This window comes from Massilia sp. Masssp94 (assembly GCF_059491305.1).
Window position 1 is genome coordinate 6,754,875 of sequence record NZ_CP168501.1, and the last position, 24,896, is coordinate 6,779,770.

At 66.7% G+C, this 24,896-nt stretch carries 12 protein-coding genes and 1 pseudogene; 4 read left to right on the forward strand and 9 right to left on the reverse strand.

Features of this window, described 5'->3' with window-relative positions; translation table 11 throughout:
- Positions 1-4 precede the first annotated feature (4 nt).
- Positions 5-1,246: an oligosaccharide MFS transporter gene (locus ACEN9G_RS29690; protein ID WP_413344237.1), complete on the forward strand. Its 1,242-nt coding sequence runs from the start codon at positions 5-7 to the stop codon at positions 1,244-1,246.
- 17 nt (positions 1,247-1,263) lie between these two features.
- Positions 1,264-2,466, forward strand: coding sequence for a glycoside hydrolase family 88 protein (locus ACEN9G_RS29695; RefSeq protein WP_483127428.1), 1,203 nt, complete (start codon positions 1,264-1,266; stop codon positions 2,464-2,466).
- Here the strand turns inward: ACEN9G_RS29695 and ACEN9G_RS29700 are convergent, their stop codons facing one another.
- Positions 2,467-3,516 carry a LacI family DNA-binding transcriptional regulator gene (locus tag ACEN9G_RS29700; RefSeq protein ID WP_440963077.1) on the reverse strand — a complete coding sequence of 350 codons (1,050 nt, stop codon included), beginning with the start codon at positions 3,514-3,516 and terminating at the stop codon, positions 2,467-2,469.
- A 232-nt stretch (positions 3,517-3,748) separates the two neighbouring features.
- On the opposite strand from ACEN9G_RS29700, the gene ACEN9G_RS29705 reads away from it, so the two are divergent.
- The gene (locus ACEN9G_RS29705; RefSeq protein WP_483127429.1) at positions 3,749-5,422 is read left to right on the forward strand and encodes a glycoside hydrolase family 43 protein; all 1,674 of its coding nucleotides are present in this window, start codon (positions 3,749-3,751) and stop codon (positions 5,420-5,422) included.
- On the opposite strand, the gene ACEN9G_RS29710 is transcribed toward ACEN9G_RS29705, so the two are convergent.
- From ACEN9G_RS29710 to ACEN9G_RS29725, 4 genes are all read right to left on the reverse strand, one after another.
- Positions 5,383-7,365: a beta-L-arabinofuranosidase domain-containing protein gene (locus ACEN9G_RS29710; protein ID WP_413342256.1), complete on the reverse strand. Its 1,983-nt coding sequence runs from the start codon at positions 7,363-7,365 to the stop codon at positions 5,383-5,385. The genes ACEN9G_RS29705 and ACEN9G_RS29710 overlap by 40 nt on opposite strands.
- Positions 7,366-7,450: 85 nt before the next feature.
- Positions 7,451-10,423, reverse strand: coding sequence for a TonB-dependent receptor (locus ACEN9G_RS29715; RefSeq protein WP_413342254.1), 2,973 nt, complete (start codon positions 10,421-10,423; stop codon positions 7,451-7,453).
- 218 nt (positions 10,424-10,641) lie between these two features.
- Positions 10,642-13,767: a glycoside hydrolase family 2 TIM barrel-domain containing protein gene (locus ACEN9G_RS29720; protein WP_483127430.1), complete on the reverse strand. Its 3,126-nt coding sequence runs from the start codon at positions 13,765-13,767 to the stop codon at positions 10,642-10,644.
- Between the two features lie 35 nt (positions 13,768-13,802).
- On the reverse strand, positions 13,803-15,278 hold the full coding sequence (locus tag ACEN9G_RS29725; protein ID WP_413344346.1) for a glycoside hydrolase family protein: 1,476 nt from the start codon (positions 15,276-15,278) through the stop codon (positions 13,803-13,805).
- A 446-nt stretch (positions 15,279-15,724) separates the two neighbouring features.
- Here ACEN9G_RS29725 and ACEN9G_RS29730 point away from each other — a divergent pair.
- Positions 15,725-17,851 (forward strand): annotated as a pseudogene (locus ACEN9G_RS29730) (LamG-like jellyroll fold domain-containing protein).
- Between the two features lie 12 nt (positions 17,852-17,863).
- On the opposite strand, the gene ACEN9G_RS29735 reads toward ACEN9G_RS29730, so the two are convergent.
- The 4 genes from ACEN9G_RS29735 to ACEN9G_RS29750 all read right to left on the reverse strand — a co-directional run bounded on the left by ACEN9G_RS29735 (position 17,864) and on the right by ACEN9G_RS29750 (position 24,895).
- On the reverse strand, positions 17,864-18,466 hold the full coding sequence (locus tag ACEN9G_RS29735; RefSeq protein ID WP_413341130.1) for an NF038129 family PEP-CTERM protein: 603 nt from the start codon (positions 18,464-18,466) through the stop codon (positions 17,864-17,866).
- Between the two features lie 8 nt (positions 18,467-18,474).
- Positions 18,475-23,205 carry a discoidin domain-containing protein gene (locus ACEN9G_RS29740; RefSeq protein WP_413341128.1) on the reverse strand — a complete coding sequence of 1,577 codons (4,731 nt, stop codon included), beginning with the start codon at positions 23,203-23,205 and terminating at the stop codon, positions 18,475-18,477.
- Positions 23,206-23,345: 140 nt separating this feature from the next.
- Positions 23,346-23,738 (reverse strand): RidA family protein, encoded by a 393-nt coding sequence (locus tag ACEN9G_RS29745; RefSeq protein ID WP_413341133.1) that lies wholly within the window; start codon positions 23,736-23,738, stop codon positions 23,346-23,348.
- On the reverse strand, positions 23,738-24,895 hold the full coding sequence (locus ACEN9G_RS29750; RefSeq protein WP_413341126.1) for an acyl-CoA dehydrogenase family protein: 1,158 nt from the start codon (positions 24,893-24,895) through the stop codon (positions 23,738-23,740). The genes ACEN9G_RS29745 and ACEN9G_RS29750 overlap by 1 nt, the downstream gene beginning before the upstream one ends.
- Position 24,896 lies beyond the last annotated feature (1 nt).

Genomic DNA, 24,896 nt, shown 5'->3' on the forward strand with positions numbered 1-24,896 from the left:
CACCATGGCAACGCGCACATCGCAATTCCGCTTCCTGTGCGGCTACGTCTACATCTACTTCTTCGCCCAGGCGATGAGCATCTCGCTGCTCGCCGTCTGGCTGGGGCAGACGCTCAAGCTGTCGGGGACCGAGGCGGGCATCGTCTTTGCCGCCAACGCCTTTGCCGCGATGTGTTCGCAGCCGATCTACGGCTTCGTGTCGGACCGCGTGGGCACCCGCCGCAACATCCTGTGGACGGTGGCCGCGCTCGTCGCCCTGTCCGGCCTGTTCTTCCCGTTCCTCTACGCGCCGCTGCTGAAGACGAACATCCTGCTGGGCGCCGTCGTGGGCGGGCTGTACCTCGGCATCACGTTCAATGCCGGCAGCTACGCGATCGAATCGTACGTGGACCGCATCGGCCGCCGCGACGGCTTCGAATACAGCCGCGTGAGGCTGTGGGGCTCGCTGGGCTTCGCCAGCGCCGCCGCGTTCAGTGGCCGCATCTACAACGTCGACCCGGGCATCAATTTCGCGCTCGCGTCGCTGGCGGGCGGCGTGATGCTCGCGCTGCTGGCCGTCACGCGTGGCGGCCCGGCCGAACCGGGCGTGCGCGGCAAGGACGGCGTCAAACTGGCCGACGCCTTCGCGCTGCTGCGCATGCCGGGCTTCTGGCGCTTCATGGTGTTCGTGCTGGGCGTGACGAACCTGTACCTCGTGTTCGACCAGCAGTTCTCGCGTTATTTCGCGTCGCTGTTCCCGGACCCGAAGACGGGCGTCGCGATGTTCGGCTACCTGAACTCCGCGCAGATCTTCCTGGAAGCGGGCGGCCTGTTCCTCGCGCCGCTGCTCGTGCGCCGCATCGGCGCGAAGAACGGCCTGCTGCTGGCCGGTTCCATCATGCTCGTGCGAATCGCCGGTTCCGGCCTCGCCGTCGGTCCCGTCTCGATCTCGGCGATGAAACTGCTGCACTCGGTGGAGCTGCCGATCCTCGCCGTCTCGCTGTTCCGCTACATCGCGCACCATTTCGACAACCGCCTCGCCTCGACCGTCTACATGGTCGGCGTGAGCTTCGGCCACTCGATCGGCATCTTCGCGCTGTCGTCGCTGGCCGGCATCGGCTACGACCGCATCGGTTTTTCCGCGACCTACCTGATCCTGGCGGGCCTCGGCCTCGTCTTCCTGATCCTGTCCGCCGTATTCCTGCTGCCGACGCCCGCGGAAACGTCCGGCGAGCAGGCCGCGCCGCTCGCCGAACCTGCCAAATGATCCAACAAGGAGCAAGCATGACCCCACCCCTGAACGCGGCGGCACTGGAGCCGCTGAACACCGGCGCGCTGCCGGCCCACTGGAACCGCGGCATCGACAAGGCCGCCATCGACCGCGCGATCGCGCGCGCGCTGGACGCCGTCGACCGCAACCTGGCGCACTTCGGCGACGCCTTCCCGATGCCGTCGTCGAAGGGCGGCGTCTATGAGGCGATGGACAACACGGAATGGACGAACGGCTTCTGGACCGGCATGCTCTGGCTCGCGTACGAGCTGACGGGCGCCGCCCGCTACCGCGACGCGGGCCTGCGCCACGTGGCGAGCTTCCACGCGCGCCAGCGCGACCGCATCAACGTCAACCACCATGACCTCGGCTTCCTGTACAGCCTCTCGTGCGTGTCCGGCTACCAGCTGACGGGCGAACCGCTCGCGGCCGAAGCGGCACTGGGCGCCGCGCGCATGCTGCTGGAACGCTACCTGCCGGGCGCCGGCATCATCCAGGCGTGGGGCGAATTGTCAGACCCGGCCCAGCGCGGCCGCATGATCATCGACTGCAACCTGAACCTGCCGCTGCTGTACTGGGCCAGCGATTTCACGGGCGACCCGGCGTTCCGCACGGCGGCCGACCGCCACATCGAGGCGGCCGCGCGCCACATCGTGCGTCCCGACGGCTCCACGTTCCACACGTTCTTCTTCGACCCGGGCAGCGGCGCGCCGCTGCACGGCAAGACGCACCAGGGCTACGCGGACGATTCGTGCTGGGCGCGGGGCCAGGCATGGGGCATCTCCGGCTTCCCGCTCGTGTACCGCCACAATGGCGACGGCCGCCTCGTCGACCTGGCGAAGGTGCTGGCCAACTACTACCTGAACCGCCTGCCGGCGGACGGCATCTGCTACTGGGATCTCGTGTTCACGTCCGGACCGGAGCCGCGCGACAGCTCGGGCGCCGCCATCGCCGCATGCGGCCTGCTGGAACTGGCGCGCAACCTGCCGCTGGCCGATCCGCTGCGTCCGGCCTACGAATGCGCCGCGGCCGGCACCGTACTGACGCTCGCGGGCGATTACGCCGACACGAGCGGCACGCCGGGCGCGGGCCTCCTGAAGCACGGCGTGTACCACAAGCCGAACGGCGTCGGCGTGGACGAGGCCTGCATCTGGGGCGATTACTTCTACCTCGAGGCCCTCGTGCGGTTGACCCGCACGTGGCGCCCCTATTGGTAATTACTCGTGGGCTTCCGTCGATTCGCGTTCGACCAGCGTAAACGGCATCAGCCGGTGCTGCGGCATGTACGACTGGCCGGCGCGGCGCGCGCGGATGTGTTCCACCAGCAGGGCGACGGCGCTGCGCGCCATTTCCGTGATCGGCTGGTGGACCGTCGTGAGCTCGGGCCACACGGTCGTCGCGACGGGCGTGTCGTCGAAGCCGCAGACGGCGATGTCGTCCGGCACCTGCATGTGCAGCCCGTGCGCCACCGCGATGACGGCGGCCGCCATGTCGTCGTTACTGGCGAAGATCGCGGTCGGCCGCGTCGGCTGCGCCAGCAGTTCGCGCGCGGCGAGCAGGCCGGAACGGTAGGTGAACATGCCCTGCGCCACCCGCTCGGCGGGGACGTGGTGGCCGGCGTCGCGCATCGCGTCGATGAACGCCTGGTAGCGCAGCTGGGCCGGCGTATGCTCGGGGTCGCCCTTGATGAAGCCGATGTCCGTGTGGCCCAGGGCCAGCAGGTGCCTGGTCATCGTCAGCGCGCCTTCGTAGTCGTCGATGCGCACGGCCGACATCTGCGGCGACGGCTTCGCGGTCGCGACCGCGACGGACGGAATGCCCATCTCGGCCAGCTGCTTGAGCGCGGCCTTGGAGTCGCACAGCGGCGGCGGCACGAGGATGCCGTCGGCGCCGTCCGCGATCAGGCGGTCGATCGCCTTGCGCTGGCTGCGCAGGTTGTCGCAGTTCTCGAGGATCAGGTGCGCGCCCGTCTGGCTGCACTCGCCGAGGGCCCCGACGAGGAAGGCGCTGAGGAACGCCGCGCTGGGATTGCTGTACAACAGGCCGACGCGCAGCGTACCGATGCGCGCCGCGCGCGCCGCCACGTTGACCTGGTAGTTCAGTTCCTGGATGGCGCGGTTGACCTTTTCGCGCGTCTTGTCGCTGACGCTGGCGTTGCCGTTGATGACGCGCGACACGGTCATCGCGGAAACGCCGGCTTTCTGCGCCACGTCCCAGACGGTCGCACCGGCGGCCGGGCGGTCGCCCTGCTTGGTTTCACTACCCATTGAATTATTGTCCTGTAGTCTGATGGCCTGGCTTTGTTATCGATTTCATTCCCGGCACACGATGTCACATGATACCGCCGCGCCAGGGGAAACGCCACTTCTGACAACGCGGCATGGCAGCCCGGTTTGCAGCTCATCATGCAGCAAGGATGCCTTGATTGCATCAATTCAACAATGCTACCATGAGATCGATAACAACCCCAAGCTTCACCGAATGAAGAAGGAGACTGTCTTGCCCGCCTCTCGCCTCACCATCGCCGTGCTGCTCGCCGCCGCGGCCGTCGCGGGTTGCCGTACCATGGCCGCGCCTGCCCAGCAGCAAGCGGCCACGGGCCTCGCCGCCGCGCCCTGGAGCGCGGACCTCGGCGACGGCCGCTACCGCAACCCCATCCTGCATGCGGATTATTCCGATCCGGACGCGATCCGCGTCGGCGACAAGTTCTACATGACGGCGTCCAGTTTCAACAATGCGCCCGGCCTGCCGCTGCTGGAGTCGCCGGACCTGGTGAACTGGACGCTCGTCGGCCACGCCCTGCCCCGGCTGGAACCGGCCAACGTGTTCGACCGTCCGCAATACGGCAAGGGCGTGTGGGCGCCGACGCTGCGCTGGCACGACGGCCGCTTCTGGATCTTCTACCCCGACCCGGACTACGGCGTCTACGTGACGACGGCCGAGCGTTTCGCGGGCCCGTGGACGCCGCCGCGGCTGCTCCTGGCCGGGCGCGGCATCATCGACCCCGCGCCGCTGTGGGACGACGACGGCAAGGCGTACCTGGTGCACGCGTGGGCGAAGAGCCGCGCCGGCATCAACAACGTGCTGACCTTGCGCCGCATGGATCCGCAGGCGACCCGCCTCCTGGACGACGGCGGCAAGATCATCATCGACGGCGGCCGCTACCCCGGCTACCACACGGTCGAAGGGCCGAAGCTGTACAAGGCGAACGGCTATTACTACGTGTTCGCCCCCGCCGGTGGCGTCGAGATGGGCTGGCAGGCCGTGTTCCGTTCGCGCTCGATCGACGGACCGTACGAGGCACGCCGCGTGATGGACCAGGGCGACACCCCGATCAACGGGCCGCACCAGGGCGCGTGGGTGGATGCCCCGGACGGCAAGGACTGGTTCGTGCACTTCCAGGACAAGGGGGCGTATGGCCGCGTCGTGCACCTGCAGCCGATGCGCTGGCAGGACGGCTGGCCGGTCATCGGCGCACCGGGCCGCACGCCGGGCGTCGGCGAACCCGTGAACACGTACGCGAAACCGGTGCAAGGCTTCGGCCCGGCGGCGCCGGCGACAAGCGATGCGTTCGATGGCCCTGCCCTCGGCCTGCAGTGGCAATGGGGCGCGAATCCGGCGCCCGGCTGGTACTCGCTGACGGACAACCCCGGCCACCTGCGCCTCGCCACCCAGGTGGTGCCGGAAGCCGACGGCTTTGTGCGCGCGGCGGGCGCGATCCTCACGCAGAAGGTGCCCGCGTCGCGCTTCGTCGTGGAGACCCGCGTGCGCCTCGAGGGTGCCGTCGACGGCGACCGGGCCGGTCTGATCATTAACGCCATGCAGTATGGCTGGGTGGGCCTGCGCCGCAGCGGCGGAAAGACGGAACTCGTGCGCACCGTGTGCGGCCCGTTCGGACCGCGCTGCCGCGAGGAGTCCACCGTCGTGCTGCCGGACGCGCCGGACGAGGTGGTCCTGCGCATGTCGATGTACGAAACGGCGTTCGTCGGCTTTTCGTACAGCGTGGACGGCCGCCCGTTCAAGCCGGCCGGCGCCCCGTTCCCGGTCACGCGCGGCACGTGGGTGGGCGCGCAGGTGGGCCTGTTCAGCGTCGGTGCGCGGGCGCGCACGCAGCCGTCGTACCTCGAAGCCGATTACTTCAACGTGACTGCGCCGGGGGCCGGGCCGTACTGACCGGCTGCGTTCAGGCGCCAATACACGGCATAGCGCTGATGGTGCAGGTCAAACAGCGGCCGGACGACGATGCCGCTGGCCGGACCTGCATCCTTGAACCTGAACGCGGACGGATCGCCGGGGATCGGCGCGAGCCAATCGGCGGGGTTGCCGGACTTGCCGACGATATCCGGAACCGGCACGGCGGCAATCTTCAGGTAAGCATCCTTGTCGCCCACGTCGCTGGCGGGCATGCTGCCCCTGCCGAGTTCTCCGGCCAGCAAGACCGGGCCATGGAACAGGGAGACCGTCGAGGCGTCGTCCATGGACCGCTCCAGCCGCAGCCCCGCCGGCAGCGTCAGGTCGATCACGTCACCGGCCTTCCATTGCCGCCGCAACGCGATATAGGTCGAGGGCTGTGCGTCCACACCTTGCGGCTTGCCGTTGATCCTGACCGTCACCGGTCCGGCGACCCATGCGGGAACGCGCAGATTCACCGTGACGGCGCGGGCTCCCGGCTTCACCACCGTCAGGCGCACCGGGTCGCCGCGCGTGATGTCCCCTTGCTGCCGCAATACGATCCCGGCTTGCCGCCAACTGAGCTCGGACGGAATATACAGGTTCACCCAGAGCGTATCGTCCTTGTGGAAGTAAATGCCTTCGTTGTAGCGTGCGGTGTTTTCGATACCGGAGCCGGTACAGCAAAAGCTGCCGTTGAGATAGGTGCGAAAGTCCCCGTGGAACGGCGTGAAATAGGTCATGGCGCCCGAGTCCGGCGCCACCGACGCCAGCACGTGGTTGTACAGCGCACGCTCGTAGTAGTCGGCAAGGTCCGCACGGCGGTTGCGCTCGAACAGCCTTGTCGTCAGCTTGAGCATGTTGTGGGTGTTGCACGTCTCGGCGGTCGTCGGCGGCAATACCTTCTGGTTGTCGATCGACGGGCCGGCCTCCACGCCGGGTTTGTCGAACCATTCGTTCACCGACGTACCGCCGTTGGCGAATGAATGCCTGTGCACGACCAGGCGCCAGAAGTTCTCGGACGCCTTCAGTTCCAGCGGGTCGCCATCGACGTTGGCGGCGTTGGCCAGGCCCACCACCTGCGCGATGTGCGTATTGGCGTGCACGCCGCCCAGCCGGTCCTCGCCGTCGGCAAGCGGGCCGACGAACCAGGCGCGGTGGAACATGCGGGCGGTGTCGAGGTGCCGGGGATTCTTGTCGATCTTGTAGAGTTCCGTCAGCACGTCGCTCATCGCACCGAATTCGTTTTGCGGATTGCGGCTGCCGTCCGTGCGGAATATCCGGTCGACCTGCCCGGCATCGAGCCGCGCGAGCCGTTTGCCGAAGTAGTCGGCCATCCGGGTGGCCACGTCGAGTGCCTGCCTGTTGCCGACGTAGGCATGGGCGTCGATGAGGCCCGACATGATCTTCTGGATCGTGTAATAAGGCACCCCGATGCCCCCGGCGTCGGCCCCGGGCTTGCCTTCGAGCTGGTCGAAGGCGGCCGTGGAAAACGCGGCCAGGTAGCCACCCTGATTCAGGCTCTTCTGACATGCCGCGAGCTCGGCCACGAGGTAGTCGACCCGGTCGCGAAACAACAGGCTTCCGGTCGCCGCCGCCATGCGCGACGCGGCGGACAGATAGTGCCCGGTCATGTGCCCACGAAGGAATTCACTGTCCCAGCCGTCGTAACCCTTCTCGATGCCTGCTTTCTGGGGAAGTTTCGCCAACGCGCGGTAGTGGTAAAGCAGTTTGTCGGGATCATAGGACGCGAGCACCCCTGTGCGATGCAGCTCCTGCCGTAAGTGGAACGGACTTCCCGGCAGCAGGCGCACCTGGTTGGCCAGGAACGCACGCGCCGCATCGACCGGCACGGGCGGCGAATGCTGGCCGAGGTCGCGGGCGAGACCATGCGCCGGGAACGCCGCGAGGGTGGCTTTGAGCATCGAACGGCGGGTGAAGGACATCGAAAACCCTTTCGTAAAAAAACCGCCGCCGGCAAACACCGGCGGCGGTCGAAAGCGGGCACGCGGCCCGCGACGAGAGAGAAGATTACAGGTTGCCGAACTTGTAGCGCAAGCTGAAACCGAAGAAGCGGCCGTTCTCGTAGTGCTGGCGTTCGATGCCGCTCTCGTTCCCGAGGCCGCCGACGTTACGATTGAGCGTCTTGTTCGTGATGTTCGACGCGATCAGCGACAGCGCCAGGTTGTCGGTCAGCTGGTAGTTGAACGAGCCGTCCAGGATACCGTAGGCATCGATGTAGCGGCCGTCGATCGGGTTCGGCGAGAAGCCGAACAGCACCGACGGAGAACGCCACGTGTAGACCAGGCGCGCGGACGCCTTGTTGTCCTCGTACAGGGCGCTCACGCTGTAGCTGTTCTTCGAGGCGAACGGTTGTGGCGTCGAGATGATGTTCGGCGCGGCCTTCGTACCCACGTTGAACGGGTTGTCCGTCTTCACATAGGTGTACGAACCGGCCACGCCGAAGTTCTTCAGGATGCCGGGGGCGCTGTCGAAGAAGTACTGGCCCGACAGCTCGACGCCGCGCGCATAGCCCTTCTCGGAATTCAGGGTCTTCGACACCAACAGCTGGCCGCTCGGGCAACCGTTCGAGACGGCGCCGCTATAGCCCGTCGCGAGCGAGACGTTCTCGCAATTCTGGACGTCGTTGAAGAAGCCGTTGATTTCCTTGTCGAACACACCGGCTGCCAGGTAGTTCGTCTTGCTGAAGTAGCGCTCCAGCGAGAAGTCGAAACTGTTCGCGGTCAGCGGACGCAGATCCGGGTTACCGATTTGCAGCGTACCCTGGGTCGAGTTGACGGTGAGGGATGGATTGAGCTGGTCGAGTCCCGGACGGGTCATGCCGCGTCCGTAGCCGAAGCGCGCCAGGAAGTCTTTCGCCAGGTCGTAGGTCAGGTTAAACGAAGGTAGTGCGTTCGTGTAGGACGTCGTGCGGCGGTACGGTCCGATGGCGCCGGTGATCGGGTCCGCCACCTGCGCCACGAATTCGCCATTGGTGCGGACGACGCGCACGCCGACGTTACCCTTGAGACGGTCATCCAGCAGTGCGAACTCACCCACGAGGTAGATCGCCTTGGTCTTCTCGTTCGTATAGCGGCGGGACAGGAGTTGTTCCGTCAGTCCGTTCTCCGGCAAGATCCCGGCTTTCGGGAAGGCGCCGCTCACCTGGTTGCCCAGCAGCTGGTCCGGGTTGTAGACGACGTAGCCGCCCGAATAGCCGGCCAGGCCGTCCATGAAGTTGGTGGGTGAGGATTGCGTATGGCCGCCGTTCGCCGCCGAGATGCCGTTGCTGCCGTCGGCAGCCAGCGCGAGGCCGTCGCTCGTCAGCGGACGGCCGCCGAATCCGAAGTTGTTGTAACTGCTCGACTGGCGCGCGGCGCGGGCGCCGAACTTGAGGCGGCTGAAGAACCAGCCGTCGTCCAGCGAGTACGTACCGTCCAGGGCCACCGCGCCGCCGGTGTCGTGGTAACTCTGGTGCGTGCCGTTGCTGTACGCCTGGTACATGAAGTTGGACGGATCGGACAGGTTCGGCCCGGTGAACGTCAACTGGTGCGGTGCGCCATCGCTGACCCGGTTGGCCGTCCAGTACAGGCCCGGATTGGACAGCAGGGTCACGGAGCGGTTGTCCTGGGTCTGGTCGGCCTTGATGAAGTTGATGTCCGCCTTCAGGAACAGGGCCGGCGTCGGGTGCCATTCGGCGCCGGTCGCGGCGATCCACGTCGTGTACGGACGGTGCTCGTCGCCGCCGGTCGTGGTCATCCTCGTGTTCAGGAAGTTCCCGCTGAGGAAGCGCTTGGTGGCGAGGACGTCGTTGCTGCCGCCGTTGAGGTTGCCGTTGGCGAACTGTTCAGTCAGGTTGAACGGCGCCGTCTGCAGGTTCTGAACGTTGTTGGCCTGGTTGTTGTTGTCCGACGAGTTCAGGCCGCGGTAGTTCTGGTGATACAGGTAGTAGGTGTAGTTGCCGTCGACGTAGAAGCGCAGCGTATTGTCGACGCGCCAGTCCGCAGCCAGATTCAGGCCGCGGCGGGTACGCATGATCGTTTCCTGGAACACGTTATTGGTGAGTGCGGGCGCCGCCATGACGTTGCCGATCTGCTCCTGGGTCAGACCGGCCAGGTTCGGCATGTAGGCGCCGGCAGTCGTCGACGTCGGCAGCGTGGGCACGCCCGCCAGGTAAGAGACGTCGGTGCGGCCGACGTACTGCGACATCGGCTTCGACGGATCGTTCGCCGTATTGGCGCCGGCCAGCGTCGCGTATTCGGCGCTGTCGGCGCGCACAGCGCGTTTGTAGTTGGCGCCGCCGTTGCCCGGGTTGTTGTCCGAACGACCCGTGCTCTGCTGGAACACGGCTGCCGCCATCACGCCGATGCGGCCGCCGCCCTGCAGGTTCCAGCGGTTGGCGATCATGCCGAACAGTTCCGGATTGCCCTTCTTCGCCAGGTCGTTGTAGCGGCCGCCGATGTTCAGTGCGCCCGTCAGGCCCTTGAAGTCGCTCGGATTGCGGGTGCGGATATTGACCAGGCCGCCGATGGCGCCCTCGATGTGTTCGGCCGACGGGTTTTTATACACGTCGATGCCGGCGACCATGCCCGGAATCGCGCCTTCCAGGTTGAATTCGCGGCTGCCTGCCGTGAAGTAGGCGCGGCCGTTCACTTCCGACGCCGTCTGGCCGGACAGGCCGCGGATCGTCACGCCGGAGCCGGTGCCCACGGGCGATGCGCCCTCGCCGCCGTAGCGGTAGCCCTGCACGCCGGGGATGCGCGTCATGGTCTCGGTGACGTTCGGGTCCGGCAGCTTGCCGATGTCGTCCGCGCTGATCGAGTCGACGACCTCCATCGAGTCGCGCTTGATCGCCAGCGACGACTGCGCGCTGGCGCGGATGCCCGTCACGACGACGGTGTTGGCGTCCGCCTGCTGCGCCCAGGCGTGGCCTGCGAAAGCCTGGGCGAGCGCCACGGCGACGACCGACATCTTCGGTCCGAAATTGCGGTGATTGTGCTTCATTTGGTTCTCCTCTGTAATCCGATTTGGCATGGTTTTCCCCGGCTCTGTACGGCCGGCGTTTTAGGTATCGATAACAAATCTAGGTTGAATTATAGGCCGCGTCCTTCCTCGTGGTAATACCTTTGCGAAATATCATTGTTGATGTGGTATTTACACGACGCCGCCGCTTGACCGGCCGCCGGCGTCGTGATCCGGGGCGCGAATGCCCCGGTTATCGATCACTGCTCCGCCACCCGCTGGGCACGCACGGGGGCGAGCACGAAGCGATAGCTGGCGGGGGCGAGCGGGATGCGGTACTTCACGTGCGGCCGCCCGTCCAGGCTCCAGCCGGTGTCGCCGCCCACGCCCGCCTGGGCCATGTCGACGAGCACCGAGCCGTCGCCATGCGGCGCGATCTCGGAACTCTTCCACGTGCCGCGCGGCCGCAGGTACAGGTCCTCGTACGGGAACGCGAGCGCATTGAACGCGCTCGGCGCATCAAAGTCCACGCGGATGCCGCTGCCGGCGCCGTCCTGCAGCTGGAACCAGCGCACGTCCGTCTTGTTGCCGCTTTCCTGCGGGCGGATGTAGCCGTGGTACTGGTCCGCCACCTTGCCCGCGTACAGGCCCAGTGCGGATCCCGTCTTGCGGTCCGCGTACGATTCGTACGGACCACGGCCGTACCATGACAGCGCATCGAGCGCCGGCAGGCTGTCGAAGCGCAGGCCCAGGCGCAGCGGATCCGGCAGGTCGTCGCGCAGCGGCGTGAAGCTGGCCTGCACGTCGACGCTGCCGTCGGCGCGCATGCGATAGATGTTTTCCCAGTGCGCCGCGCCGGCGCCGAAGCTGAACAGCACGCGCACGCCATCGGCCGTCGCGGTCACGTCGCGCACCTTGCGCTGGTCGGTGAACGTCCGCCACACCCCGTGGCTCTTGTCCACGCCGGAGCCTTCGTCATTGTCCGTCAGGCCGCGCCAGAAGTTCGGCGAACCGCCCTTCAGGACCGTGCGGCCGGCCACCGTGTAGGTCACGAGTCCCGTGTCCTTTGCTACGCGCAGTACGGCGTCGGCGGCGCGCAGCTCCACCGCGCCGTCCGTGCGGACGGGCGGTACGGTGGCGAGCTGTTTCTGCGGGGCGCGCGGCGACGCCAGCACGAACTGCGACCAGCCGACGACGGCGCCCTGCTCCACGCCCGGCAGCGCCGCACGGCTCTTCGCCCGCACGGTCAGTACACGCTCGCCGCCGGGTGCGACATCGGGCAATGCCAGCGCCAGTTTCTGGCGGGCGCCGGCCGGCGTGGCCGCATCGGCCAGTGTGCCGCGGGCGACGACGACGCCGTCGCGCGCCAGCTCCCAATCGAACGCGAGATGCGACAGGTCGCGGAAATCGTAGCGGTTCACGACCTCGATGCTGCCTGCTGCCGGGTCGCCTTCGAACACGACGGGCGAATAGACCTTCTGCAGTTCATAGTATTCCGGATCCGGTGTGCGGTCCGAGCGCACGACGCCGTCGCCGACGACGCTGTTGTCGCCCCGCTCCGGGTTCAGGTCGAAGCCGGACGCCCAGTACGTGCGGCCCTTGTCGTCCTTCGCGATGATGCTCTGGTCGACCCAGTCCCACACGAAGCCGCCCTGCAGCTTGCGGTGCGCGCGGATGACCTGCCAGTAGTCCTCCAGGTTGCCCAGCGAATTGCCCATCGCATGGGCGTATTCGCACTGGATCATCGGCTGGCGGAAGTTCGGGTCGAGCGCGTAGTCCGCCATCTTCTCGATGTCGTCGTACATGGGCGCGTAGATGTCGACGTAGGCGTTCGGCAGGTGTTCCTCGCCGATGGTGCCGTGGCCCAGGTAGCTGATCAAACGCGTCGGATCGTTCTTGCGGATCCACGCGGCCGCGTTCTCGAAGTTCGGCCCCGTGCCGGCCTCGTTCCCCAGCGACCAGAAGATGACCGACGGCGAATTCTTGTCGCGTTCCACCATGCGCGAGATGCGGTCCAGGTGCGCGATGCGCCAGTGCGGCTTGTAGCCCAGCTGGATCGCGGCGCGCTTCTGCGGGTCGCCCGCCTGGTCGCCCTTCTCCATGTAGCCGTGCGACTCGAGGTCCGCCTCGTCCATGATGTACAGGCCGTATTCGTCGGCCAGGTCGTACCAGCGCGGATCGTTCGGGTAATGCGACGCGCGCACGGCGTTCACATTGGCCCGCTTCATCAATTCGATGTCCTTGCGCATCGACGCCATCGACATCACGCGGTACGTATGGGGGTCGTGCTCGTGGCGGTTGACGCCCTTGATCATCACCCGCTTGCCGTTCACGCGCACTTCGCCGTCCGCGATCTCCACCGTGCGGAAGCCGATGCGGCGCGACGTCGCCGACACCAGCCGGCCCTGCGCATCCGTCACCTCCACGAGCAGCGTGTACAGGTTCGGCGTCTCGGCCGACCAGGGTTTCACGGCGGGGACCGCGCCGGCCAGGACGACCTTGCGGTCGCCACCCGGCGTGCCTTTCACGCGCAGCACTTCGCGCGTGCCGTCCAGCACCCGCGCCTCCACGTCCACCCTGGCCGGCGCACCCGCCATCTCGGCGACGAGTTCGAAGCGGCCGTCGCGGTAATTGGCCTTGTCCAGCCCCGCCGTCACGCGGTAGTCGCGCAGCCGCGTCTTCGGTTCGGCATACACGTACACGCTGCGTTCGATGCCGTTGACGCGCCAGAAGTCCTGGTCTTCCAGGTACGAGCCGTCCGCCCAGCGATACAGTTCGATGGCGATCGTGTTGCGGCCCGGGCGCACGTAGCGGGTCAGGTCGAATTCGGAAGGCAGCTTGGAATCCTCGGAATAGCCGACCTTCTGACCGTTGACCCACACGTAATAGGCCGCACCGGCCGCGCCGATCTGCAGGAACACGTCGCGGCCGTTCCACGCGGCGGGCACGTCGAACTCGCGGCGGTACGAGCCGACTTCGTTCAGGTCATGCGGGATGAACGGCTCGTTGGCGGGGAACGGATAGCGGATGTTCGTGAAGATCGGCTTGCCGTAGCCCTGCGTCTGCAGCATGCCGGGCACCTGGATCTGGCCCCACTTGCTCACGTCGTACGACAGCTTGTAGAAATCCTTCGGGCGCGTTTCCGGGGTCTTCGAGTACGCGAATTTCCAGGTGCCGTCCAGCGACAGGAAATACTGCGACGCGGCCTTGTCGCCGGCCAGCGCTTTCTCGCGCGATTCGAAATTGAAGAACGTCGCCTTCATCGGCTCGCGGTTGACCGCGACCACTTCCGGCTGCTCCCACTCGGCCGGTGTCGGCTGCGCGGCCAGCGCGGGCAAGGCCGCCGTCGCCAGCAGCACGGCCGCGATGATGTTCGTGGATTCCATGTCTCTCCTGTGTCGTTATTGTTATGGTTGTTGTGTCAGCGGAAGCGCAGTCCGTCGACGAAACCGTTCACCTCGAGCAGCCCCGCCTCGGGCGCGGTGAGGCGCCTGCCGCCCACGGTCACGTTCTCGATCGTCACGTTCTTGACCTTGCGCGTGGCATCGAGGCCCGTGATGGCGGATGCGCTCGGCGAACCCTTGCCCGTGTAATGGATGTTGCGCATGGTGACGTTCTCGATGCCCAGCCCCGGGCTCGTGTTGTACTTGGCCGTGTACGCGATCTTCAGGTTGAAGAGCTTGCCTTCCTCGATGCGGTCGACCCGGATGTCCTCGAACACGACGTCGCGCACCAGGTTGTCGTCGCCCGCCATGATGCCCAGGGCGCCCTCGTATTCCGGGTCGTCCTCGTCATGGTCGAGGATATCGATGTTCGAGAAGCGCAGGCGCTCCAGCACCTCGCTCTGCGGGTGCGCCGGCGTCGGCGTATTGCCGTGGATGCCGATCATGACGGCGTGCGCGATGTCGGCCCACAGGGTCGTGTCCCGGACCTGCACGTCGCGCGTATTGCCCCAGATGTCCCAGCGGTGGTTGTAGAACGTCAGGCAGTCGTCCGACGTGCGCACGAAGCTGTCCGCGATCGTCACGCGCTCGCATGCGAAGTGGCCGATGCCGTCCGACCACTGGCCGGCCCCGATCGTGCGGATATTCGTCTCGGCGAGGTCCTGCGACATGATGCAGCGCATCGTGCCGTGCGGCTGGTTGATGGCGATCGGACCGTCGATCGCGATGTTGCGCGAATTCCGGATGGTCGTCACGTCGGTGCCGTCGAACAGGCCGTCGCTGAACACTTGCACGTCCTCGACGCCCTCGATCACGAGCGGGCTTTTCAGGATTGCGGCGCCGTGGATGTATACCTTCGTGTGCGAGCGCAGGCGGAAGTCGCCCTTGTGGATGCCCGGTCCGAAGAACACGATGGGCTGCGTGAAGTCGGGCGCCGTGCCCGTTCCGATGTCGTTCGATGCCAGGTTCGCGGGCACGGCCGGCATGTCGGCCCGGATCGCGTGCGTGAACACGTGCAGGTTGTGCAGGCGGTCGTCGTCGAATTCCACGCTCAGGTTCTCCGGACGGCGCAGCGTGAAATACACGACACCGTCGCGCACAACCGGCTTGACGCCCTTCGCATCCGGCCGCACCGCCACTTTCGAAAACGTGCCGTTGTTCTTCTGGACCGCCACTTCCGCCGTGCCGTCGAAGTTGAAGTAGACCATCGAGGCATCCTGCGGCTTGTCCAGGTCGACCTTCACGTCGTACTCGTACAGGTCCTGCCACTGCCCGCCGGGCACGCGCACGCGCACCGTGTAGTCGTCGTTATGGTGGGTGTAGCGGATGGGATTCGGGAACGGGTGCACCTGCAGCCGGTTCTCGATGGCGTGGGCGGCATCGGCAGCGAGGCATCCCAGCAGGACGGCAAGCGGCGCGGCGCAGCGGCGCGCGAACGCACGTAACGTGAACAACGGATCGTCTCCTTTGCCCGTGGTGCGGCTCGTGCCGCCGCCGGGCTTGTCATTTGATTTGGTATCGATAACTTGGCCAGTTATATCACATCCGGGAACGATGTCAAGACCTCTCCGAGCTCCTGGCGCCCGACCTACGATACCGGCACATCATAACGGTGGCGGTGGCGCCGCAGGCATGCCTTTTTTATCGAAATGGATATGTTTTGGACATGGCAGCGTGGTTGATCCAGGTCGCGGTTAACGATAACAAAACAGATGCATACGTGCTAGCATCGGCGCGGCAGTACGGCAGCACCTTCGATCGCAGTTCAACATTCGCCTGCATGGCATGGAGACTACCAATGAAAAAAATGGAACCGAACGACTGCAACGCCCCCGCCCTGACCCCGGCCGAAGCCCCCGACGCGGTGTCGCGCTCCCTGTTGGGACGCCGCGACTTCCTGATGGGACTCGGCGCCCTCGCGCTCGCCGGCTGCGGCGCGGGCGGCGGCGCCGAGGCACCGGCCACACGCACGCTCGCCACCGGCACGATGAGCGGCACGGGTGCCGCCACCGCCTTCGTCCATCCGGGCCTGCTGCACACGCAGGCCGACTTCGACCGCATGAAGGCGAAGTACCAAACGTCGCCGTGGTCGGGCAGCTGGAACCTGCTGGTCAATAATTCGCACGCCAGCCTGTCGTACACGCCGCACCCGCAGGTCATCGTGTACCGCGGGAACGACGGCGTCCATTCGCAAAACTATTCGACGCTGTTCAATGACGTGGCCGCCGCGTACGCGTGCGCGGTGCGCTGGAAGATCTCGGGCGACACGGCCTATGCGGACAAGGCCGTGCAGATCATGAATGCATGGTCGTCTACCCTCACCTCGATCCAGGGCACGACGGACGCCGCCCTCGCCGCCGGCATCTACGGCTACGAATTCGCCAACGCGGGCGAGATCATGCGCACCTACACCGGTTGGGCCGCGGCGGATCTCGCCGCGTTCCAGGACATGATGAAGACCGTGTTCTATCCGATCAACCACGACTTCCTCATCCGCCACAACAACACCGACGTCACGCATTACTGGGCCAACTGGGACCTGTGCCAGATGGCGTCGATCCTCGCCATCGGCGTGCTGTGCGACGACCAGGGACTGTTCGACGAAGCCGTCACGTACTTCAAGTCAGGCGCGGGCAATGGCGCCGTGGCGCAGGCCGTGTACTACGTCCACCCGGGCTTCCTCGGCCAATGGTAGGAATCGGGACGCGACCAGGGCCACAACACGCTCGGCATCGCGCTGATGGGCGCGCTGTGCGAAATGGCCTGGAACCAGGGCGTGGATTTGTACGGCTACGACAACAACCGCTTCCTGATGGGCGCGGAATACGTGGCCAAGGCGAACCTGATCCAGTCCGGCACGACGTATTACACGGTGCCGTACGTCCCCTACAACAACGCCGACAACGTCAACCAGGGCGTCTTCTCGACGAACAGCCGGGGCAACGTGCGGCCCTGCTGGGCGCTGGTCTACAACCATTACGTGAACCGCAAGGGCCTCGCGGCGCCGTATTCGAAGATGTTCGCCCTGCAGATCCAGCCCGAAGGCGGCGGCGGCAACTACGGCTCGACGAGCGGCGGCTACGACCAGCTGGGCTACGGCACCCTCACCTGCACGCGCGACCCGATCTCCGCCGGCGTGCCGCCCAGCGGCCTGAAAGCGCGGACCCCGGCGGGCGGCGTGGAATTGTCGTGGTGGGGCAGCGCCTACGCGACGAGCTACAAGGTCAAGCGCGCCACGTCGACGAGCGGTCCCTGGACCACCATCGCGAGCGGCATCACCGACCTGCTGACGTACACCGACAATCCGGGCGCGGGCACGTGGTACTACGTCGTTTCCGCCATCACGCCGGCGGGCGAGACGGCCGATTCGAACCGCGCCACCGCCAAGGTCGGCAAGACGCTACACACGTACCTGGCGTGTAACGACGGCACCGGGACGACCGTGTCCGACGCCAGCGGCCAGGGTCACGCGGGCACGCTGACGGGCAGCGCCACGTGGGGCACCGGCAAATCGGGCAGCGCGCCGGCGCTGAACGGCAGCACGGATTACGTGAGCCTGCCCGCGAACCTGGTCACGGACCTCACCGATTTCACCGTGGCGTGCTGGGTATATTGGAACGCGTCACGGAATTGGGAACGCATCTTCGACTTCGGTTCGGGCACGGGCCGCTACATGTTCCTGACGCCGCGCTCGGGCAGCGGCGTCGTGCGCTTCGCCATCACCGTCGACGGCGGCAAGGGCGAACAGGCCGTGACGGGAACGGCCGCGCTGCCGACCGCGCAGTGGGTGCACGTGGCCGTCACCCTGTCTGGACAGCTGGCCACCCTGTACGTGAACGGCACCGCGGTCGGCACCAACAGCGCGGAATTCCTGCCGCCGTGGCAGCTGGGCGGCACGACCCGGAACTGGATCGGCCGCTCGCAGTATGCGGGCGACCCTTATTTCAACGGCCGCATCGACGAGTTCCGCATCTATCGCGGCGCGCTGGCGGCGGCCGACATCGCCGCGCTGATCGCCGCCAGCTGAGCGGCCAGTCCGTCACACCCGGCGCCGGCGCGCGAGCGCCAGTGCCGACAACCCGATCGCCGCCAGCCAGTATCCCGCCGGCTCGGGCACCGCCGTCACGGCGGGATCCGACAACGTGCCGGCGATCGTCCCCTGCCCTTGCGCGTCCAGTGCCGGCGTCCACGTGAAATCGGCCAGCGCGCCCGTGAACGGATCATAGTGGCCGAGCGGCGCGAACGCGTCGTCGAACGCCGCCACGACGAAATGCGACACATAGCTCGTCAGCGGATCCGGCGCGCCCGCGAAGGTCAGGTCGAACGACAGGGTCCTGCCGAAGTCCACGGCGTGGAACAGGTCGTTCGAGGTATCGTTGCGGAACAGGTAGCCGCCCGCGACGGGCGTCACGCCCCACGAATCGATGAACGCCGTGCTGTCGAAGCCCACCATGTTGCTGACCAGCGCGGTTGCCAGCGGCACGCCGCTGCTGGCGGACAGCTGCATGTCGACGTAGCCCGTGGCGGCGCCGAACGTCGACGTGTCGATCGCGACGTGGATCGTTTCGGCCGACGCGGTGCCGGCGCCCGCCGCCAGCATCAGCGCGAGGGCGGAAACAAGGGATTTGAATCGGATGATCATGGCTGTCCTCAGAAATGGGGTTGGTACAGCGCCGGCACGTAGCCGATCGCGACACGGTTCGGATTGGTGAACGTCAGCGGCACGGTGAGCGTCGCGCCCGGATTCAGCGGCCCCGCGACGGCGACGTACGGTACGCCCCCCGTCGTGCCGCCCGCGTTATCGAGCGTGACGCCGCTTGTCAGGCCGTTCAGCGCGAGCCACAACGGCCCCGCCAGCGGGGTCGTGCCGGTGTTCGTGACGGTCACACCGCCCACGTATTTGCCGGTCATGCGGTTCAGGGTCGCGCCCTGCTGGGTCATCCTGACGCTCGCGCCGACGTCCACCGGCGCGACGTTCACGGCCAGCGTGTGCTGCGCCTCGGTGTTGCCGGCCGCGTCGACGCTCCAGTAGGCGACCGTGTGGCTGCCGGTCGTGTTCAATGACACCGTCGTTCCAGTCTGCTGCACGCCGCCGTCCACCGTGTAATACGTCGCCTTCACGCTGCCGCCCGTATCCGTGGCGGACAGCGTGACCGTCACGTTCGTCGCAGGTGTCGTGCTCGTGCTCGCGGTCGTCACGGGCGGCGCCGTGTCGGCGCCATGCAGCGAACCATGCAGGCGCACTTCGGACAGGTTGCCGTACCAGGTGCCGCCGTTATAGATACGGATGTAGCGGTACGGCGCCGGGCTGGCGACGGGGAACGATTGCCACTCGAGCGTCGACACGGCCGGCGTGGTCAGCGTCGTCCACGTCGTGTTGTCGTTCGAGCCCTGGATCACGGTGCCCTTGATGCGCGCGTAATTGCTGTCCTGGCGCGGGGCCAGTTCCACGCCCGTCAGGTTCACCTGGTTGCCGGACTTGAAGTCGAAGGTCACGTACGCGCCCACCCCCGAATTATTGCTGCCGGTGCGGAAGTCCGAGATCGAGCCCAGGTTGGCGTCGAACAGGCTCGTGACGACGGCCTGCGTGGTGGCCGCGGACCGGTTGACCGTGGAATCGATCAGGGTGGCGACGGTCGGCACGTTACGGATCGTATCCGCCTCGTCCACCAGCGTCAGGCCCGTATTGTCGGTCGTGGCCGTGCTCGTGAAGCCGGGCTGGCCGTTGGCCTGCGTGTAGCCGATGGCGAAATTGACCGCACCCGCCGCCACGCCCTGGGGCAAGGTCGCCGTGGCCGTGAAGTTGATGTTGTCGGTCGTCGTCACCGTGGCGGGCACGCCCTGGATCGTGACGCCGACGCCGCTGATCGCCTCCTTCGCCGTGAACGCCAGCTTGACGGCATTCCCGGGCACGATGCGCGTGCGCAGCGCCTGCGCGGAACTCATCGACACGGTCGCGATCTTGTTCGACGATTCGGCGACGCCGTACAGGCGCAGTTCTTCCATGTTCCCGTACCAGTTATTACCGTTGATGACGCGGATGTAGCGGTAAGGCTGCGGGTTCGCCACGGTCAGGGTCTGCCAGTCGGCCGTGTTTCCGGCCGCGTTGGAGAGTGTCGTCCACGCCGCGTTGTCGTTCGAGCCCTGCACGACGGTGCCGTTGATGCGCGACGAGTACTGGTCCTGGCGGCCGATCACTTCCGCGCGCTGGATCGTGGCCTTGCCGCCTTCCTTGAAGTCGAACATCACCCAGCCGCCGTAGCCGCTGCCGTTGACACGGAAGTCCGTCCCGGTACCGAGATTGCCGTCGAACAGGGTGTTCACCGTCGCCAGCAGGTCGGTCGCGTTGCGGCCGCTGGAATCCCGCAGGCTCGTGATGGCCAGCAGGTTGCCCAGGTAGTTCGTCTGGTCCGCGATGAACAGCGACGAGCTGTCGGTCGTGAACAGCACGGGTTCCGCGTCGGCGCCGGCCCCGGTCTTGTAATTCAGGGTGAACTTGACGGTGCCCGGCTGCGCGTCGCCCGGCATGACGGCGCTGGCCGTGTAGTTCACGTTGTCGGCCGTCGTCACCTGGGCCGGGACGCCCTGGATCGTCGCGGCCACGGCGTTGATCGGGGCCGTCGCCTGGAAGTTCAGCTTGACCGTATTGCCCGGCACGATGCGCTTCCTGAGCGCCTGGTCGGACCCGATCGACACGGACGACAGCAGGTTGACCGTCTCGTGGCGCGTGCCGAAGATCCGGAATTCGCCCATCTCGAACATGGAGCTCGACGGCTGGATCATCTGCACCTTCAGGAAGCGGTACTGCTGGTCCTTGAGGTCGTCGCTGACGGCCAGGGTCTGCATGTCCTCCGTCACGACGGTCATGCCCGGCGTCAGGCGGACCCAGTTCTCGTTGTCGTTCGAACCGAAGGCGACGACGCCGCCGCCCCGCTCGGGGAACGACGTACGCGCCTGGATGCCGAAGGCGGTGGCGTTGACCTTGTAGCCCGGGCCGAAGTCGAAGTAATAGGTGAGGTTCTGGGCCAGGTAATAACCGACGAACGAATCGGGCGTGCCGTCCAGCGCATTCGGCACCTGCGTGCCGAAGGTGGACGAGACGAACATGTTCGCGTAGTTCATGCTGCCGTCGGCCAGCAGCGGCGTCAGCTCGGACAGCCCTTTCAATGCCGTCTGCAGCGCGCCCAGCTTCTGGTAGAACTGGTCGTCGGTCGCCGTCGACACCGCATTCGTCGCGTCGGCATACGCCGCGTTGTAGGCGGCCAGGCTCGGGGTCGTGTACAGCGTGTCGGGCTTGTACCCGGCCGTCACGGCGGCGATGGCGGACTGGCGGTCCGCGCCGACGACGACCTGCACGGCCTTCGACGTGACGACCGTGCCGTCGGTCGTCGTGACGATGAAGCTGAAGGTGCCGGCCTGCGTGGGCACCCACGCGAACGCGCCCGTCTTCGTGTCGAACTGGGCGCCGGGCGGCAGGTGGTCGATCGTGTACGTCAGGACGTCGGTGGCCGTGGCGTCCGTCGCCGCGAAGCTGTACGACACGGTCGCCGTGGAGCCGGCGTTCGTGTACAGGCTCAGGTCCGCGTCACCGCTCGTAAACACGGGCGGCGTGATCGAGGCGCCCGGGTTGACGTTGATGTGGTCGATGTCGACCGTCGTGCCGGCGCCCTTGACGGTGAGGGGCAGGTAGTCGCCCAGGCCCTGGTACTGGTCGAATGCATAGCTCACATAGCGCCACTGGCCCTGCGTGTCCGGCAGCAGGATGGTGTCGCCGAACGCGTCCACCGATGCTTCGCCATTGGTCCGCACGCGGAATGCCACGCTGCGCGTCCCGTTGCCGTAGCCGATGACGGCCAGCCTGCTGCCCGCTCCCGTGGCCGCGACGCGAATGAACGACGCGGTGTCGTCCTGCATGGCGGTCCCGAAGCCGTCGAGCGACGTGAAGCGGTCCTCCACTTCGCGCACCGGATCGACGATGGGCTTGACCAGGAATTGCGTGCCCTCGCTTTCCGCAGCGGGCGGCATGAAGAGCCAGAAGTCGCCGCCGCCGTCCACGCCGTCCCAGTTGTAGACCGTGCGGTCGGCGAACATGCGGGTATAGTTGGGTGCGCGCTGGTTCATGTCCAGCCCGCGCGTGTACTTGTAATAGTAGTACGGCTCCCACGTGTTCTGCGTGAGGCGGCCCCGGTAGCCGCCCTGCAGCGTCTTGTAGACGACGGTCGGCACGCCGTTGGCGTCCGTGTGCGCGGCCGTCGGCACCCAGGGCGTGTCGTAGCCCAGCATGAAGCCGGCGAAATACTCCGTGGCGTCGAGGATGCGGTCGTTCAGGAATTCGTACGGCCCCACGGCGTCCGGCGCCGCCGATGCCGTGCCGTTGACGGGGTCGATCTTCTGGTTCTGCGACATCAGCAGGCGCGCAAGGATACTCATGTTCGTGACGTCGCCGGCGCCGTGCGCCTGGTCGCGTCCCATTTCCACGTGCTCCACCATCGGCGTCACGGCTTCGCCGGTCAGGTCGTTCTTCGTCACGAGACGGAACAGCTGCTTGATGGCCCCGTTCTGGCCCTGGTCGACGGCCGTCCTGTTGATCGTGAACCACTCGACGCCCTCGTTCCAGCGGGCCCGGTTGCCCGTGAAGATATAGCCGGACATGGACCCCAGCAGCGCGTACAGGTGCTGGTTCATGAAGTGATCGGGGCTGTGGTTGAACGTTTCCGTGACGGGCACGATCAGGTTGTTCGTCAGGTTCACCGTGTCCTGGTCGGTCCAGGCCAGCGCCGCCGTCTGGCACGTCGTGGTGCGCATGATGTCGGCCGCCGCCATCATCCGGCTCATGGGAATGCCCGTGTGGATGTGCGCGTCCGTGTAATACACGTACTGGGTGGGATCCATCTGCGCCCAGATGCGGATCAGGCGCATCGCGTTGGCGCGGTAGGTCTCGTCGCCCGTCACGTAGTACAGGATGGACTGGGTGTACGCGGACAGCGCGTCCGCGATGAATTTCGATTCCACGCCCTGGCTGTTGAACGCCACCACCGCCGGCTTCGTCGGATCCGCGCCGCTCTGGTTTTTCGATGCCACCGTCTTCGATGCCGCGCCGGACAACAGCATCATGTTGAAATAGGTGTTCCAGGGCTCCTTCTGCGCCTGCACTTCCGTGCGCAGGTTCTCCAGCACTTCCTTCGTGAGGCCGACGCCGGGATGTTTGAAGCCGTTCGCGTCGGTGAACTCGTTGATGGCGGGCTGGTAGCTCGTGAGGATGGTCTGGATCGTGTCGGCCGCGACGGCGTCGTGCGCGGCGGGCAGCAGGCTCGCGACGGCGAGCGACACGGCCAGCGCCGCTGCCCGCAACATGGGCGTGCGGGTACGGGATTTACGCATTGTAGTCTCCTGTTCGGTATTGTTTTTTCGGGATCCCCGACAACATGGATGTTATCGATACCCCGCGAGGAGTCTAGCATGCGTAAACCGGTATAAAGCCTGTCATTCCGAAATATTTGTGATCGATACCAGATTCGGTATCAGTCCGGCACGACCGCTGTCGCCTCGATTTCCACGCGGGCGCGGTCCTCGACCAGCGCACTCACCTCGACGGCCGTCATGGCCGGATAATGGGCGCCGACGATCTCGCGATAGACAGCGCCGAGGGCACTGCCGGCGGCCAGGTATTCCCGCCGGTCGACCACGTACCACGTCATGCGCACGATGTGTTCCGGCCGCGCCCCCGCCTCGCGCAACACCTCGACGATGTTGCGCAGCGCCTGTCCGGCCTGCGCCGTGAAATCGGCGCTGGCGAACTGCCCGTCCGCGTTCCAGCCGATCATCCCGCTCACGAACACGAGCCGGCCGCGCGCCGCGATGCCGTTCGCGTACCCGCGCGGGCGCGGCCAACCGGGTGGTTGCAGTATCTCCATCATGGTTCTTCCTTTGCCTCGCGCAGCAGTTCGCGCGCGATGATCAGTTGCTGTACTTCGGTGGCGCCCTCGTAGATGCGCAACGCGCGGATCTCGCGATACAGCCGCTCGGCCGGATGGCCGCTCGTGACGCCGAGGCCGCCGAACATCTGCACCGCCGCGTCGATCACCCGCTGCGCCGACTCGGTCGCCGTCATCTTCGCCATCGCCGCTTCCTTCGTCACCTTGCCGCCGCGGTCGCGCTGCCACGCCGCCCGGTACGTCAGCAGCGCGCTCGCGTCGATGTGCGTCGCCATCTGCGCGAGCTTCGCCTGCGTCAGCTGGAAATCCGCGAGCGTCTGGCCGAACATCCGCCGCCGCGTCGCATGGGCCAGCGCGTCGTCGAATGCGCGGCGCGCGAACCCGAGGGCGGCCGCCGCGACGGATGTGCGGAACACGTCCAGCGTCGCCATCGCCACCTTGAATCCCTGCCCGGCCGCGCCGATGCGCTGCGCCGCCGGCACCCGGCAACCCTCGAACCGCAGCCGCGCCAGCGGGTGCGGTGCGATGACGGCGATCCGTTCCGCGATCGTGAAGCCGGGCGTGTCCGCGTCGACGACGAACGCGCTGATGCCGCGCGCGCCCGGCGCTTCGCCCGTGCGCGCGAACACGACGTAGAAGTCCGCGATGCCGCCATTCGAAATCCACGTCTTCTCGCCGTCGAGGACGTACGCGTCTTCCTCAAGCCGCGCTGAGCAGCGCAGCGCGGCGACATCGGAACCCGCGTCCGGCTCGGACAGCGCGAACGCAGCGATGGCCCCGCCGCGGGCCACGCGCGGCAGGTAGCGTTCGCGCTGGGCCTCCGTCCCGAACAGGCTGAGCGCGCCGGAACCGAGGCCCTGCATGGCGAAGGCGAAATCGGCGAGGCCGTTGTGGCGCGCCAGCGTCTCGCGGATCAGGCAGATGGCGCGTGTGTCGATGGGAGAACCGGCACCGCCGATCGCGTGCCGCAGCCACCCGCCTTCGCCCAGCATCCGCACGAGGCGCCGGCAATCGGCATCGACGTCCGTGCCGTGCAGGTCGCGCACGTGCGCGGCGGCCCATTCATCCAGCGCCGCTTCCAGGTCGACGTGCCGCCCGTCGAAGAACGGCCAGTCGAGATAGGACTTGTCCGCCATG